General features: G+C 48.9%; 10 protein-coding genes. 7 read left to right on the top strand and 3 right to left on the bottom strand.

What is annotated here, in order from left to right:
* Window positions 1–47: 47 nt before the first annotated feature.
* The 7 genes from NYR53_RS17575 to NYR53_RS17540 all read left to right on the top strand — a co-directional run bounded on the left by NYR53_RS17575 (window position 48) and on the right by NYR53_RS17540 (window position 15,197).
* Entirely contained in the window at window positions 48–8,096 is an 8,049-nt protein-coding gene (locus NYR53_RS17575; protein WP_261300554.1) for an S-layer homology domain-containing protein, read from the top strand.
* Window positions 8,097–8,316: 220 nt separating this feature from the next.
* Entirely contained in the window at window positions 8,317–10,974 is a 2,658-nt protein-coding gene (locus tag NYR53_RS34355; protein WP_290428947.1) for a winged helix-turn-helix domain-containing protein, read from the top strand.
* A 408-nt stretch (window positions 10,975–11,382) separates the two neighbouring features.
* Window positions 11,383–11,781, top strand: coding sequence for a nucleoside 2-deoxyribosyltransferase (locus NYR53_RS17560; protein WP_261300553.1), 399 nt, complete (start codon window positions 11,383–11,385; stop codon window positions 11,779–11,781).
* A gap of 390 nt (window positions 11,782–12,171) precedes the next feature.
* Complete coding sequence (locus NYR53_RS17555; RefSeq protein ID WP_261300552.1) at window positions 12,172–12,966, top strand: Cof-type HAD-IIB family hydrolase; 795 nt, start codon at window positions 12,172–12,174, stop codon at window positions 12,964–12,966.
* Between the two features lie 596 nt (window positions 12,967–13,562).
* The gene (locus tag NYR53_RS17550) at window positions 13,563–14,129 is read left to right on the top strand and encodes a 2'-5' RNA ligase family protein (protein ID WP_261300551.1); all 567 of its coding nucleotides are present in this window, start codon (window positions 13,563–13,565) and stop codon (window positions 14,127–14,129) included.
* Between the two features lie 280 nt (window positions 14,130–14,409).
* Window positions 14,410–14,646, top strand: coding sequence for a hypothetical protein (locus tag NYR53_RS17545; RefSeq protein WP_261300550.1), 237 nt, complete (start codon window positions 14,410–14,412; stop codon window positions 14,644–14,646).
* Between the two features lie 218 nt (window positions 14,647–14,864).
* Window positions 14,865–15,197, top strand: a complete 333-nt coding sequence (locus NYR53_RS17540) for a hypothetical protein (RefSeq protein ID WP_261300549.1) — start codon at window positions 14,865–14,867, stop codon at window positions 15,195–15,197.
* 78 nt (window positions 15,198–15,275) lie between these two features.
* Here the strand turns inward: NYR53_RS17540 and NYR53_RS17535 are convergent, their stop codons facing one another.
* From NYR53_RS17535 to NYR53_RS17525, 3 genes are all read right to left on the bottom strand, one after another.
* On the bottom strand, window positions 15,276–15,776 hold the full coding sequence (locus tag NYR53_RS17535; RefSeq protein ID WP_261300548.1) for a hypothetical protein: 501 nt from the start codon (window positions 15,774–15,776) through the stop codon (window positions 15,276–15,278).
* Window positions 15,763–16,176, bottom strand: a complete 414-nt coding sequence (locus tag NYR53_RS17530; RefSeq protein WP_261300547.1) for a hypothetical protein — start codon at window positions 16,174–16,176, stop codon at window positions 15,763–15,765. The genes NYR53_RS17535 and NYR53_RS17530 overlap by 14 nt, the downstream gene beginning before the upstream one ends.
* A gap of 180 nt (window positions 16,177–16,356) precedes the next feature.
* On the bottom strand, window positions 16,357–16,512 hold the full coding sequence (locus tag NYR53_RS17525; RefSeq protein WP_261300546.1) for a hypothetical protein: 156 nt from the start codon (window positions 16,510–16,512) through the stop codon (window positions 16,357–16,359).
* Window positions 16,513–16,589: the final 77 nt, after the last annotated feature.

Genomic DNA, 16,589 nt, shown 5'->3' with positions numbered 1-16,589 from the left:
ACAAAATGTATCTAAAGAGTTAAGCATTTTTCAATTGGAGGTTTGATATGAGATCTTTATTTCAGCAAAAATGGTCACTCTTGATGGCTGTCGTTCTCATCTTGCAATCGATTGTTCCGGTCTGGGCATACGGGGCTCAGAATTCGTCGAACAGTCCAAACGAGCCCGCTCAGCAACGACAGGAGCAGGAGATTTTACCTGCGTGGGCGGTGAAAGAAATATCGACATTACGTGATAAGAACGTGATTCAAGGCTATGAAGATGGCAAGTTTTATCCGGAACGGCTGATTTCCCGGGCCGAGTTCAGTGCTGTTCTGAACAGAGCATTTGGCGAATACGCGGCGGATGATGCGCAGGGGGAGGTTGCAGCGTTTAAGGATGTAAGCTCAGGTTGGGCTGCGGAGGAAGTGAAGAAAGCCGTGCTTCGAGGCTGGGCTCAGGGCTTTCCTGACGGAACGTTCCGTCCAGAGCAGTCCGTCAGCCGCCAGGATGCAGCGGTTATGCTGAATCGGATTTTGAAGCTGAACCCCGCTAAGGAACTTAATTTTGAGGATCGGAATTCGATTCCCAAGTGGGCAACCGCCGATATTGCGGCTGTCTCCGAGGCGTCCGTACTGGAAGGGTATCCCGATGGTACGTTTCAGGGCGGAAAACTGCTGACACGGGCAGAAGCTGCTGTCATCTTGTTCAGAGTCCTTGAGTATTTGCGAAAACATGGGGAATCTCATGAAGCTCGGTCGGTTGAGATTCGGGCGCTATCCGTTACCGGAGCGCCGCTTGCGGACGCCGATGTATTCGTGCGAGAGAAAGGGAAGTTATCCGTACTTCAAAAGGGCAAATCGGGATCGGACGGAAAAATAGTTTTCCGGCTGCCGAACGGCATGTATGACGTTACGCTGCAGAAGGAAGGGCTTGCGGCTTATCAAGCGGTGAAATTTGGTAAAGAGAATTCCCAAATTAGCATTCAAGCGGAGAAGGCTGCCATCATTACCGGGAATTTGCTTCTGAAGGCAGGGACGCCCGCAGCAGGAGCGAGCGTGACGTTGACGACGAACCCGACTTTCCTCGTCGTTACCGGTTCGGACGGCCGTTTTCAAGTCGGAGTGCTGCCTGAACGAAACTACAGAATGAATGTGGGAGAGGAAGACGATTTCCAAAATGGCAAGCATGAACATGAACCTCTTAGGGTGTTGAAAGCGCCGAAAGCTGGGGAGACGCTTGATATCGGGACAGTGAATTTATCCGATCCGAAACCTCCAGGCGGAGGTGGCGGTTCCGACGACCGTACGCCGCCGGCCGTACCGGCTGGCTTGCAAGCCAATGCGGGAATCGGCAGCGCGGCTTTGCAATGGTCGGCGGTGAGCGATGCCGACCTCAGCGGCTACAACGTCTATATGTCCGCAGACGGAGGAAAGACGTGGAACCCGGCCTTGAAGGCCGGCAATGTAACGCAGTACACGGTGACGGGCCTGACGGCTGGCGTCACATATACGTTCGCCGTAACGGCGGTGGACACCAGCGGCAACGAGTCGGCGAAGTCCGCGACTGTGCAGGCGACGCCGCTCCCGGCGCCGGACCGTACGCCGCCGGCCGTACCGGCAGGCTTGCAAACCGCAGCCGGGATCGAAAGCGCGGCTTTGCAGTGGACTGCAGTGAGCGATGCCGATCTAAGCGGGTACAACGTCTACGTGTCCACGGACGGCGGGACGACATGGAACCCGGCCTTGAATGCCGGCAATGTGACGCAGTACACGGTGACGGGCTTGACGGCCGGTGTCTCTTATACGTTCGCCGTCACAGCCGTGGACACCAGCGGCAACGAATCGGCGAAGTCCGCGACTGTGCAGGCGACGCCGCTCCCGGCGCCAGACCGTACGCCGCCGAGCGTACCGGCAGGCTTGCAAGCCGTAGCCGGGATCGAAAGCGCGGCTTTGCAGTGGACTGCGGTGAGCGATGCCGATCTGAGCGGGTACAACGTCTACGTGTCCGCGGATGGCGGGACGACGTGGAACCCGGCCGTGAATGCCGGCAATGTGACGCAGTATACGGTGACGGGCCTGACGGCCGGTGTCTCTTATACGTTCGCCGTCACAGCCGTGGACACCAGCGGCAACGAATCGGCGAAGTCTACAACTGTGCAGGCAACGCCGAAATCTCAACCACAGACGCCTCCCGATGGGCAGCTTCCGCCGGATCCAAGTACGCAAGCTCCTGCTCTTCCGCTGGTGGGAGCGACAACTTTTGCGGACCGCAATTCATTCTTGTATACGGGACCGAACCCCATTCAGACGGGGGTGGCGCCGGATACAATCAAGCAGGACCGGACAGCCGTATTGCGCGGGAAGGTGCTGGACGACGCCAGTCAGCCTTTGCCGGGCGTCAAGATTACGATTCAAGATCATCCTGAGCTCGGCCAAACGCTCAGCCGCATAGACGGCATGTTCGATATCGCGGTGAACGGCGGCAGCAGGCTGACAGTCAATTATCAAAAAGACGGCTATATGTCCATTCAGCGGCAGGTTGAAGCGCCGTGGCAAGATTACGCTGCATTGCCGGATGCCGTGCTGAAGGCGTTCGATAGCAAAGTGACACTAGTTAATTTAAGCAACTCGACCGAAATGCAAGTAGCCCGTGGCAATCTGACGACCGATGTGGATGGTACGCGCACGGCTACACTGCTCATTCCGACCGGCGCCAAAGCGACAATGACGCTCGCCGATGGTTCCAACGCCGCGCTGGATGCAATGCATTTCCGTGCGACGGAGTATACGGTCGGCGACAACGGGCCTAAGGCGATGCCCGGCGAGCTGCCGCAATTCGTAGGCTATACGTACGCTGTCGAGTTATCTGCGGACGAAGCGGTGGCCGCGGGCGCTTCAACAGTCAGCTTTGACCAAACGCTGTATTATTACGTCGACAATTTCTTGCAGTTCCCTGTCGGGGAAACCGTGCCTGTAGGCTATTACGACCGCAAGACCGCAGCCTGGGTTCCTTCAAACAACGGCAAAATCATCAAAATCCTGCAAACCGACGGTGGCATCGCAACGATTGACAGCGACGGGGACGGCGCCGCAGATGATGACGCGAAGCTGGATGCGCTCGGCTTTACCATGGAAGAAAGAACGAAGCTGGCAGGATTGTACACCGTAGGCCAAAGTTTGTGGCGCGTACCGGTTCGACATTTTACTCCGTATGATTGCAACTGGTTCAACAAGGCTCCGGATGATGCGATTAGACCCGATGATGATAACAGGCCGAACCAAGATAATCCGGATATCAATGATCCGTGCAAGAAGAGCGGCTCGATCATCGGCTGCGAAGAGCAGTCGCTTGGAGAAAGCGTTCCGCTGACCGGCACTTCGCTCAGCTTAAACTACTATAGTAGGAATGAACCGGGTTATTTAGAGAAGTCATCTTTGCATATTCCGGTCAGCGGTACTGACGTACCGTCTTCCATGCAGGGGATACTCGTGAAGATTGAAATCGCCGGAAAAACCGTTTACAAAGAGTTTCCGGCCGAGCCGAACCAGACTTACTTGTTCCAATGGGACGGACGAGACGCTTACGGAAGAACTCTTACGGGGAGCTATCGTTATAAAGTATCGATCGGATACAAGTATCCGGTCACGTACTATCCTTCGATCTCCGGGTATATCGATTCGTTCGGACGCTTCCCGTTGAATTTGGCTCCCATGTCTCCGCGCGGCAGTGTTTCGACTTCCTACGAAGCCAGCTTCGAAGGGGAGCTGGAAAGCCCGGAAAACCCGTACAGGGAGGAAGGAATCGGAGGGTGGAGCTTAACCACTCACCACATCCTGGATACGGCGCAGCTGTATATGGGCAACGGCTCGGTCGTGGACAGGGCGGATCAGACGGTAGGAGCTGAAGTCAACTACCGCGGGGATGCGTCGAATCCAGACAGCATCGTGCTGAAGGATCAGGTCGGCAGCATAAGCGAAATCAATAACGCCGTGGATGCGGACGGATCAATTGTTTTCACCGCCCATACGACGGACGGCAAAAGTAATATAAATGTGTATCGAAGCGCCAAGGACGGGACGCTGACGAAATGGAGCCCGGCTCCGATTGGAAATGGCCTCATATCCGGCTTTTCCCTGGATAAAGACGGTTCACTCTACACAAGCCAGTGGGCCTCTTACCAAATTGTAAAAAGAACCAAAGCGAATCCGAACACCGCTGTCGTCGTAGCCGGAAACGGCCAGTACAGCTCCGACTTTGCAACGGTTACCGACGGTGCGGACGCGAAGACGGTGGGCCTGTTCAATCCGAAAGATATCAAATTCGGGAAGGATGGCAGCGTTTATTTTATCGATAATCAAGGGCTATTCAAAGTTGGCACCAACGGCAAGATCGCGGTATTGCACCAAAGAACACCGAGAACGACAGCGAACTTCGGGGCTTCAAGCGGCTTCGCTACACAAAGTAATGTTGGCATTGTGAGCGCACTGGAAATCGGGCCGGACGGCAGTTTGTACGTATTGGATAATTACATGAACGGCTGTTCCACCTATTATAATTGCAATCATTCCCGCATTCGCAGAATCGATCCGCAAGGACAAATATCGCTCGTCGCCGGTTCGCCGAAAGGCTATGTCTCGACCTCCGGCAAACAATTCAATCTGGATCAGACTGACAAAGCGGCGGATGCCGTATTCAAAACCGATAACATCGAGATGGACCAATACGGCAATCTTCATTTCATTGAAACGCAAACGAACAAATTATTTAGAATAACGCCGGATGGCAAAGTGGAGGAACTCGCACACGATTTCGTCGAGCAAGCAGTGAACGCGGCCATAGCGGAGAGCGGCAGCACGACACTTCGACTGATCGCAGGCGGTACGGACAGCGAGATGATCTTTGCTGCTTCAAGTTTGAGTAAGCCTGGTGATTTCTTTAACCAATATCGCATCGGCAAAAGCCAGCTGGACAGCGATCATGGCATTGCAGACTCCGGCGGTACGCAATTGTTCAAGTTCGATGAAATCACCGGCCTGCATAAACAGACGCTGGATACGTTGACCGGCAGAACGGTACAAAGCTTCGGCTATGACGCGAGCGGCCGGCTTACTTCCATCACGGACGGCGACGGCAATACCGTTGTGATCGAGCGCAATGCACAGGGCGTTCCGACCGCAATCGTTGCCCCTGGCGGCCAGCGGACAGAACTTACAGTCGAGAACGGACGGCTAACGGCAGTCAAAAACCCGTCCGGTGAAGCGTATACGATGCAGTACAATACCAAGGGGTTACTGACGAAGTTTATCGATCCGCGGAATCAGGCAAGGGAGTACGTCTTCGATCCGCAAGGGCTGCTTATTAGCGCCAAAGATCCTGGCGGGGAAGCCACGCTCGTTCGGAGTTATTTTGACGGCGGGAACACGATCACATACACCAAATACGGCCAAATTACGACTTATAAAACAAGTCAAGCGGACGGTGTCATTCGCCATGATGTTACCGGCTCCACAGGAGCGACAACGACCTCTTATATCCGGGACCAAGGCATGCAGCAGGAGATTCATTACCCGAACGGAACAGTTGTCACCGAGCAGATGAAAGGCGATCCGCGCTTCGGGGTGGAAGCACTGCTGCTGGACAGCATGACCGTATCGACACCCGCGGGAAGGAGCTGGACCCTCAGCGAGAAACGATCGGTGGAAGAAGGGAACGGCTCCCATCCGCTGGGACTTAAGAAGATGACCGTCACTTACAAAACGACGGACAACAAGAGCGGCAAATCGACGACGTCAACTGTTCAATACGATACCGTGGCTAAGCAACTGACCGAAACAAGCAGCTTGGGCTATAAGACGATCACGACCTATGACGATAACGGCCATGCCAGCAAGATCGAGCATCCTGGCCAGAATCTCGACCCGACAACGTATCAATTTGATACTAAAGGACGTATGGCTCAGACCCAGCAAGGCAGCCAGACCATTCAGTATTTCTATGACGACAGGAACAATCTGATCAAGACGCTGGACGCTCACGGCAATACGAAGGAATACAGCTATGACGGTTCCGGCCGAATAACCGGCTTCAAGCTGAACGGTCAAGAGGAGATTCAGCTTGGCCGCGATGCGAACGGCAATATGACGTCTGTCACGATGCCGAATCAAGCGGTGTCCAGGCAATCGTTCGACGGACTGGATGAACTCTCCGGCTTCTTGCCGGAAGGCGATGCCGTCGGAACGCAGATGTTCCGTGCGAACGGGCAACTCGATTACACGCTGCTGCCAAGCAGCAGAACGATCGACTACACTTACGACGCTGGCGGCCGGATGACGCAAATGAATGATGCCGACTTCCTTCGTACCTTTACGTATAAGGACGCAACGGCTCGTCTCGGCAGAGCGGAATCCGTCAATTCGTCGGTCTATGGCGTCAAGCAAGCGATCGACTACACGTACGACGGCAACGATGTAACGAAGTTGGTTTGGAGCGGGAAAGCGGCAGGGCAGTTCGATTACACCTATGACAGCTATTCCAAGCCGACGAGTATGAGGGCGGCGGTAGGCGGCGTAACGACCACGATTCCGATCGGCTGGGACGATGACGACAACTTGAAAACATTCGGGCCGTTCTCTTACTTACGAGTAGGCGGTTCCGGCTATGTCAGCTCCATTCAGGAAGGTACGGCCGGCTCCACCTTCAAGGTCGATAAAGGCTACGACGCGATGGGGCGAGAAAGCTCGCTGGTCTACAGCGTCAAAGGTGCGGAGGTTTACAGAGCAGGGCAAGAGTACAACGACAGAGGGCTGATGGTGAAGCGGACGTTGACGACCGGTGTTACGGCTGCCGTTTATGAGTACGGGTATGACGATTACGGCCAGCTCATGTCGGTAAAGGTCGACGGTACCGTTCGCGAGCAGTACGGCTACGATGCGAACCATAACCGGATCATGCGCACAATGAATGCAGGGGCGCAGGAAATCAGCCTTTACGGTAGGAATGACCAGCTGCAATCGTTGAACAACGTGCAGTATCAATACGACGCCGACGGCTACTTGATGCAGAGAGGTAGTGATACGTTCAAGTACGGCGCCAAGGGTGAACTGGTTCAGGCCCAATCCGGCGGCAAAACGATCCGCTACACGTATGATTCATTTCAGCGGAGAACGGCGCGTGAAGACGGGAAAACTACGACGCTGTACTTGTACGGCAACCCGATCGACGCTCAGCAGGTGACTTCGTCGGTCTACAACGGAACAGTGACAACTTATTATTACGATGAGGCGGGACTGCTGCTATCCTTCGACCGCGGCGGAGCGAGATACTACGTTGTAACGGATAGCGTTGGAACACCTCAAGTGGTGTATGACAAGAACGGCTTAGTCGTCAAGAGCCTACGTTATGACGGCTTCGGCCGAATGCTCAGCGATTCCAATCCGGCATTCGAGCTGGCGATCGGTTTTGCCGGCGGTATTACGGATGCTGATTCGAAGCTGATCAGGTTCGGTTACCGCGATTATGATCCGGAGACAGGAAGATGGACGGCCCGCGATCCGATAATGTACGATGGAGGGCAGGCGAACCTGTACGCCTATGTTGATAACAACCCGGTCATGCTCCGCGACCCGTGCGGCATGTTCTGCGTCGGCGCCAGCGCTTACGCGGGCCTCGGTGCAGGGTTCAAGTTCTGTGTCGACGGCGACGGCATATCCGCCTGCGGCGAAGCCGGCATCGGTGGCGGTGGAGGAGTTGATATCAATCCGTTCGAGGGCATTTCCAGCGATGAAAGCTCGATTGAAGCGACTGCCAAGTTGAAGTCGCCTATAGGAGGCATTCAAGGCGGGTTCAAATATAGACAGAATTTGGATGGCAACTGCCCTGATTTCAGCCCTATTCTAAAGGCGGACGCAGGACCGTTCAGCGTCGATCTGTTGAACCGTGGCCTGAGTGAAAATGTAGGTCCTTTTAACCTCAATGTGACGGACCCGGGAAAATCGGGGTTGAAGTTTAAGATCGACGGTCTAAGCGGACCTAGCTGGGATTTAAAAAATATCAAGACCAGCTTAAAGCTCGAAGCGGCAATAAAAGGCAAAGTATGTGCACAGCATAAGTGGTAAGAAGCAGACTCTCCATGTTCACGATCTCTCGTGACGTGGGGAGTTTTGCTTTTTTTTTGCTTTTTTTTATGGAAAAAAAAGTATACTTCCAAATTACATAAAATTATACTAAAGGATGTAGGAAGCGTGCGGAAATCATGGTACTTACTTTTTAGCATATAGTTATTAACCGGCGTCCGACCGCCAAACCAATTCGAATGGAAGAAGGAACGATGCAAAGATGGACCCAATCGAGAGAAAAGAAACGTCTGTAACGGCTCTTTATAATCATCCCATTTTACTTACGAAACTGAACGTCCCCCATCAACCCACTTATCTCGTTACGAGAGACCGGCTATTTACTGCCATGTCTCGGACCTTGCAATGCAAGCTGACTTTGGTTACCGCCCCTCCCGGATTCGGCAAGTCGACGATGGTCAGCGACTGGATTCGAAGAAGGAACATTCGAGCCGGATGGATTTCTCTCGAAACCGGCGAAAATGACCTCATTCGCTTTTGGGGTTACGTCATTGCCGCTTTCGAACGTTTGCAAAAAGGGATTGGCAAAAAAGCGCTCTCCCTGCTGCAATCCCCTGTAGCCTTCTCGATTGAACAAATGGTGGCTTGGCTTGTGAACGATTTGTTTGACATGGAAGAAGACTTTGTGCTGATTCTGGACGATTTTCATGTATTGGAATCTGATGATGTGCAGCGTTCTCTCCATTATTTCCTTGAACGGCTGCCGAATCGGATTCATGTGTGTATCCTAAGCCGCAAGGAGCCCGCTTTCCCCATCGGCGCATTGCGGGCCAAAGGAGAGCTGAACCAGATCGGGATCGTCGAAATGAAATTTACGCCCAGCGAAATATCCGCCTTCTGGTATGAGCAGACGGGCGAATCTGCGGATGAAACGTCGCTTAGGCTTCTTGCTCATCGGACGGAAGGGTGGGCAGCCGGCATTCAACTGGCAGCGCTTTCCAGAAATAGCGGTCAGCCCGATACACTGCGGCAATTTACCGGCAACCACCGCTATGTCACCGATTACTTGATGGAAGAAGTGTTTCAGCGGCAGCCTGAAACCTACCGGAAATTTTTGATGCAGACGTCGATTCTCGGCAGAATGAACCGCGAGATTTGTCACGCGGTTACTGGATTTGCTGCGGAAATGGAAATGCTGCACAGCTTGGAACGGGCCGGTTTGTTCCTGATTCCGCTGGACGGGGAGCGTTACTGGTACCGGTATCACCATTTGTTTGCGGAGTTTTTACGCAGCCGCCTAGTGCAGGAATGCCCCGCGGATGTAGCTGGGCTGCATCTGAAAGCAAGTGAGTGGTTCGAGCTGCACGGTTTCATGGAAGAAGCGATTGATCACGCGTTCGCGGGTGGCGACGATGCGAAAGCGGCGGATTTGCTGGAGAATATCGCTTTTGAGCTGCTAAGACGCTGGGAGCTTTCGACACTGAACCAATGGCTGCATCGGCTGCAGCTCACGATGGAGGAGCGGCCTAATTTGCTTTTCATCCTGACGTGGACCGAATTGTTCATGGGGCATTACGACCGAGTAAAAGTTAAACTCAGCAAGATGAAATCGACGCTTGCCTCGTTTCCGGTCACCGACAAAGCGATTTTAGATAAGCTGTGGTCGGAGACGGTGATCATTGAAAACTTCCTGGCGCTGCTGCAAGGCGACTTCAACCATGCTTTCGCTTTGCTGGAAATGTTATATGCGAATGACAATCTTCCCGACGGCGAAGAGCTATTACTGACACTCGGCATCGAGTTGAACGAGGGGACGGTTCCTTTTGTCAGAGGTTACTACGGATTCAGAGGGAGAATGAAACTTGCGGACCGGTATCACCAGCTTTACAACGCATTTATCGAAAAGAACGGGTTATATCAATACGCGTACAGCGCGTATCAACGTACGGCAATGAGCGAAATATTTTATGAACGCAATGACTTGCAGCAAGCGATGCATTATGCGGAGCAAGCGAACCAAGTGGCGCGGCAGCTCGGCGTTATGGGGGCCTATGTTTCCTCGGCTGTTGTCAAATCCCGCATCTATTGGGCTTTGGGGGAAACGGCAGCGGCGTTCCGAACCGTTCGCGAGGCTATGGATTATTTGGAGCGTTCCGATCAACGCGAAACGCAGTGGCACGAATTTCTCCGCGCTTATCAGGTGCAGTGCCAACTGGCTGCGGGAGAGACGGTTCCGGTTGACCGGTGGTTGGAGCAAGGTAAGCCTGACCCGGACGCGGAGATCACAATCAATCAAGAATTCGAATGGCTGACGTGGATCCGGGTTCTTACGGCCAAAGACTGTTTGCAAGAAGCGCTGCAGCTTGCAACCCGGATGTTCTCGTCGGCTAAACAAATCGGTCGGGTCATGACAGTGCTGGAAGCCGGCATTTGCCTTGCCGTCGTTTATGACCGCATGAGCCAAATTTATGATAGTATGCGATATTTGCACATGGCGCTCGAATTGGGCGAGAAAGAAGGGTATTGCCGCACCTTCACTGATTCTCCTGGACTGACCCCGCTGCTTATGAAATATGCCGAGTTCCGTAAAAACGGGTATATGCCGGAGCTGCAGTCGAGCGTGTCACTCCAATATGTCAAGGCTGTGTTGTCCGTTGCCAGCGAAAGCCAAGATAAAGCAGCGGCTTCAGACTTGGGTGGAGGGTATGACGCCGTAGCTAGGTATGAAGCGTTGACACCCCGCGAGGTGGAGGTATTGCAGTTGATTGCGGAAGGGTTGTCGAATAAGGAAATCGCCGAAAGACTCGTGTTGACGGAAGGGACCGTGAAGCTCCACTTACACCGGATTTACGGAAAGCTTCAGGCAAAAGGACGTGTTCAAGCGATCCAGATCGCGAGGCAGAACCGATTAATTCCATGATGATGTTCGGGAGACTGCGGGGTTTGTCTTCCCCGCGATTTTCCATCGAACAGTTAGTCCTCGCTCATCAGCTGACGAATCAGATTGCTGCGATTGTTGACTCCGACCTCTAAATGTCGGGTGACAAGTCTTGACCTCTGACATGGGATGTCGAATGTCAAGAATATATACCGATTGCCAATTGATGCCAAGAATATGTACCGATTGCCGATTTCCCCGGAGTGTTTCAACCTTGTCGCAAATCTAATGTAGGAGAGCCATGATACTTTGACGATAGTGCGGCCAGTGTGTGTTTTGTATAAATAAAGTATTAAACTCAAGCGGACGGCGTTGAACTAACGGGCAGATTACTTCCAATATGTGCTAATATATATCTGTATGTTTAGAAGGTTGAAATGGGGAAACGAAATGAAATTTTACATAGCGTCCAGTCTCAAAAACATAGAAAATGTGCGGTTAGTCGCTGAGAATTTGAAAGCACTTGGTTTTCAACATACGTTCGACTGGACAATACATTCGAACATAGATTGCATCACTAAACTACGTATAATTGGCGAAGAGGAAGTTTCAGGGGTTTTGGCTTCGGATGTAGTAATTGTCATGATCCCAGCAGGGAAAGGCAGTCATGTCGAGCTAGGAATTGCTCTGGGGTCAGGAAAGAAAATCTATTTGTATTCCTCAACAAATGAACTGAATGAAATCGGGAATACATGTACGTTTTATCATGTAGATTCAGTTGAACAAAGGATTGGCTCTTTAGAAGAATTGATAAATTCAATCCGTCTTGATTACCAGGATCATCATTAAGCTATCGGATAACGTTACTTCAATAAACTACAAGATGAGGCTGCCACCGCGAAAACAAGTGGCAGCCTCATTAAGCTATCGGGCAGATTTCTTCAACCGTGGACAGGATAGTGTGGTCACTTCGCGAATACTTCAATTTCGGATATTTTATTTTAATAATATCATTTATAGAACCCTTCGAATGTCATTGCCACCTCAATTGACGCTTTTGGTTCAACCTTTGGGTCATTAACCTAACGGATACGATAGCTGAATAAACCCACAACGGCAGCCGACCAGCGATCGGATGCCGTTTTCTCATTTAACGGGCAGATTAAATAAATAGTGAGTCTAGCTTCTCTCCAGAAAATAGGTTATCATTGGAAAAATTACTTTTGGGGAGAGGTGCAGATGTCGAATATACAGGCAATTGTATTAGACTTGGACGGAACATTGCTCGGCAGTGACAAATCCATATCACCTAGAAATTATGAGACTGTAAAAAGGTGTTATGATTCTGGAATTCATATTATTGTTGCCACGGCGCGACCGCCTAGAGCGGCTAATCAATTTGTAAAGAATATTCCTTTTGTAGACTACTTGGTTTATTACAATGGTGCTCTAATAACATGTAAGTCTAAGCAAACTCAGCGGCACATTAGTATCCCAAATGAGATTAGCCAACAGATTAACAAATTCATCGAGTTACATGCTCCTCATTCGTTAATTTCATACGAGGTTAATGATTCATGGTATGCGTGTACACCAGTTCCCGACTCGCAGCGTGCTCAATTCGGTCTCCGTTCGAATGATCCGATACCCCAGGTTATGGATAACGATTTTATTAGGTCACTATCTCCAACCAAAATATTGGTTCAAGGTTACAGCACATGGAGGGATATAATTGAGCAATTCGGCGACCATGTGAACGTAATCGCAACCGATGGAGGGGTATTGATTCAAATCATGCAAAAATCAGCATCAAAGGAAGAAGCCGTGCAATGGGTACTTAACGATATCGGGGTGAAGTCAGAAAATGTAATGGTATTCGGGGATGACTTTAACGATGTAGGACTATTCCAAATGTGCGGATTTCCGATCGCAATGGAGAACGCGATAATTGAACTGAAAAATTGTGCAGTCCACGTAACTGAATCCAATGATAACGATGGTGTTGCTGTTGCTCTCGAGAGGCTAATGGTGTAATCACTTGCTGATAATGATTGAACTAACGGAGAACGTTAGTTGATAACACACATTAGATGAGCAGGCACTACGGTGGCCTGCTCATTTTATTAAGATAGTTGGCAGGGTTAATAACAAAGGAGAAAATGATTGATAACATCATAAAAGCGAGGAACCCGCGAATTATATCGCAGAGTCCTCTTATAGTGGGAAGCGGTTTATTTTAAAAATGCACTTCTAATGCTAAGTCTTACTCAAAAAGTATCGAAGTAGAAATCTCGATCTTTTTATCCTTCTTCGTGTTTTCATGGTGAATCAACAACCTTTCGAAAACCAAAATTGAATTCCGTTTTTCGCTGTTTTTTAATACCACTTCCCACTTATCGTATATTTACCCTTTTCCTAATATTTTGAATCAATTAGTGTAATATGGCTCTCAGAAAATAAAGTTTTAGATTGACTTGCTTGATTAAGCTAAAGGGCAGTTTATCATAAAGCAGGATTTGGAAAATATTTGAGGAATACTCTCTAAAAACATAAATGTTCGGAAAGTTGATGATTGAAATAAATAGGAATGCTCCGAGAAAAATACACATTATTTATAAAGAGGTGTAAAAATGCCTTTTTTTATAGGAATCGTTCCACCTGAAGATTATAAAGAACAAATTTTGGTATTTCGTAATAAATGGGCTAAGACATTTCGAAATCGATGGGATAATAACGGATTTAGGGCTCCTGTGGAGCCTCATATTACTGTTAAACTCTCAAATGGACTTACGGAGGATATGAATTGGCTTGAAAAGGTAAGAGAAACTTGTTCTTCATTTCCAATCTTCCAGTTAACTTTGTCTGAACCAGGAACATTTGGAACAGCGGTTACATTCCTTAGTGTTGAATCGAAAGAGATATATAATCTACACAAGAATTTGGTAGATGCGGTTTCCCCACCGCCCGAACTTATTGACAGTAATATAGAGTTGGATAACTTCATTCCACATTTGACTTTGGGTCAAACAAAATGGGGCATGAATGAAGCAGAAATTATAGAAATGAAATTGGCTGCAAGAGAAGCATTACCTCCTTTTCCAAACTTCGATGTAACATTCGTGCGGGTATTTGATATCAAAACAAACGTACCTTTAGAAGATATCAAACTTGCCAAGTTGTTCCAATCAGATCATTGAACTAACTGGGAACGTTAGCTTAATAAAAACAAGCTGTCGACAAGATCGGCAGCTTGTTTTGCGAACGGCTGCAATTCAACACAGAGATGAATGAATTTAGGGTCAGGGGTGGAGGAAAGGAAGTACGATTACCATGTTTCGCTCAAGACGCGCATCCAGTTATCTTGCGCAATCTTCGCGATGGTGATTGGATCGTAGCCGATATTTTGCAGTACTGTCAACAATTCGGATCGATCCAAATTGGACAAGTTTCTCGTTCCCGACCACGTGGCATTACGACTTGTTGCGGGGGTTGGATTACTTACGCAGCGCTGGTGTCGAACCTGATGAACGGGTCGCCGAGGCTGTCGGTATGGTGGCTAAGAAACAAGACCAGAACGGGAGATGGCCAATGGAGAATCCTCACTCCGATCGAGTTCACTTCGACATGGAAGGTGTGGAAGTCGAGCCTAGTCGCTGGAACACTCTCCGCGCCTTACGAGTGTTGGCTTGGTATTCAACACGTGCTAATGCTTAAACAAAATAACAATACTATGGACTCCCAAAAAAGAGTTGGAGTTCCTCTCGAAAAGTAAGTGCGTTGGTCAGCGGGATATCTGTGCCAAACCAAGTTATTTTGAATTTTTCACAAAGCCTTTTACCAAGATTGAGTTTACAATAGTTGTTCAAAAAGAGAGCATATTAAACACCATGAGAATTGCATCTTTGCAAGGAAAGATGAAAGGGTGAGGATTCATGGAAGTATATGTGTTAGAACGTTTACCAAATCCAATAATTTTAAAAAAGCTAATGAAAATCCAAGCATCACTAAATATTATTCTTTGTGAAGATGAATGGCTTCGTTACCATAGGTTTGTTCAAGATTGGGATGAGGGTGTTTGTATGGCGAAAATAGATAATGGGGCAGGATTCCATACACCAGAGAATTTTGTAGAATTTGCAGAAGGTTATTTTGAATTATCACACCAAATAGATGATGATACATTAGATTCTGTTTCTTCTATGGCTGGAAGTTACATTTTTGAAGTGGCAAGAAGGAATTATGGTGGACAATACATTTGGGGTTGAAGTGACTAAAGACAACGCTTCAGACGTTTATAAGCAATTTGGAGGCAAATAAAAAAAGCTCATGATTAAAACGACCGTCTATGATTGGCGGTCGTTTTCTGTTTTTGATATAAAGCGGTAAAATAACAGTAGGCTACTTTCCGAAAACAAGTAGATGCAATAAGAGTAGTAAATCAAATAAGAGTCTTTATAGTGAAACACGCCGGCAAGCAAGTAAAGCCACTCAAAAGCGACCGAAAGCAACGAGAAGAGTACGATATAAACGACAGTTTTCATTCCTTTTAGATGGAACAGTTCATAAAAATAGATGAAAAAATAACCGAACGGGGCATAAAGAAAATAAACGACAAAGTCCATCACGGAATATTCAGGGCCGTCCATGATATCATACAGGTCAAATATACCTCCTCCTATGGAGTTATCCAACATACAGGCAAGCGTTGAACCGTAAATAAAGAGGGGTAACGAAGTGGAGTTTGAAAAACGTTTTGGCATGAAGTAAACAATACCATATACAATGGCGATATTTGAAAGCAGAAAGTAGTCGTTGAAATCGAACTTGTTTTCAACAAATGGCATGGCTGCACATCCTTTTGAAGCCTTTCAAAGCGAGATAGGCCATGTAAAAGAGCACTAATCGGTAAAAGATTAACCAAATCGCCGTATGGAATTGATGATAAGTAATCAATAGTAAAAGGTGACTCATCAGCTCCAAGCCAACCAGAACACCAATTGCAGCTAACTGAACGGCCAGTTTTCCAGTAACTGCCTGAGATTGAATGGAAGCATTAGCCATAATCGCAATCACATTTGGAATGATCAAACTTTGAAGCAAAGAAAAGGACACATAACGCGAGGGATCTTTCGAAATATCGAAGACATGGAAAGCATCGCCGAATAGATAATATAAATTCGTATTTAAGAAATCGACGATCAAAAATAGAAAGGCAAGATCCTTGGGAGGAAATTTTTTATGCATAAAAACTGTACTTGCAAAAAGAAACCAAGACAGGGAAATATATAAAGAGATGATCATACAACCTCGCACTGATCGTTATTTTCCATAGTATGGATTTGCCGGACAATGATTATACGAATCCTTTTGGACACAGTGAAAAAAAAGGACCTGAGAGGCAGCCTCAGGACCTAATTACCGTTTCTAGCTTATGGAAGGATAGAGAAGTACTTTTCCCGCAGTCATTTGAGTCTGATAATGGCTTATTGCAGAAGCCGTCTGTTCTAACGGAAAGGTCTGGCTGATCTCCGTTTGAATACTGGAACCGATGAATTTTTTCATCGAGCTTTGTAATGACAAGAGCTTGACACTCCGTGGTATACTTAAAAAAGTGTATTGTAAATAACCGTCCCATATCGCTCGGGAAGGTAAGCCAT

This window comes from Paenibacillus andongensis (assembly GCF_025369935.1).
GTDB classification, from domain to species: domain Bacteria; phylum Bacillota; class Bacilli; order Paenibacillales; family NBRC-103111; genus Paenibacillus_E; species Paenibacillus_E andongensis.
This window is presented reverse-complemented; position numbering and strand designations above follow the sequence as displayed.

What these genes read in the sequence shown, in the direction of transcription:
- NYR53_RS17530 (WP_261300547.1), bottom strand. Translation starts at nt 16,176, where the DNA reads ATGCATAAAAAATTTCCTCCCAAGGATCTTGCCTTTCTATTTTTGATC.
- NYR53_RS17575 (WP_261300554.1), top strand. Translation starts at nt 48, where the DNA reads ATGAGATCTTTATTTCAGCAAAAATGGTCACTCTTGATGGCTGTCGTT.
- NYR53_RS17550 (WP_261300551.1), top strand. Translation starts at nt 13,563, where the DNA reads ATGCCTTTTTTTATAGGAATCGTTCCACCTGAAGATTATAAAGAACAA.
- NYR53_RS17560 (WP_261300553.1), top strand. Translation starts at nt 11,383, where the DNA reads ATGAAATTTTACATAGCGTCCAGTCTCAAAAACATAGAAAATGTGCGG.
- NYR53_RS17540 (WP_261300549.1), top strand. Translation starts at nt 14,865, where the DNA reads ATGGAAGTATATGTGTTAGAACGTTTACCAAATCCAATAATTTTAAAA.
- NYR53_RS34355 (WP_290428947.1), top strand. Translation starts at nt 8,317, where the DNA reads ATGGACCCAATCGAGAGAAAAGAAACGTCTGTAACGGCTCTTTATAAT.
- NYR53_RS17555 (WP_261300552.1), top strand. Translation starts at nt 12,172, where the DNA reads ATGTCGAATATACAGGCAATTGTATTAGACTTGGACGGAACATTGCTC.
- NYR53_RS17535 (WP_261300548.1), bottom strand. Translation starts at nt 15,776, where the DNA reads ATGCCATTTGTTGAAAACAAGTTCGATTTCAACGACTACTTTCTGCTT.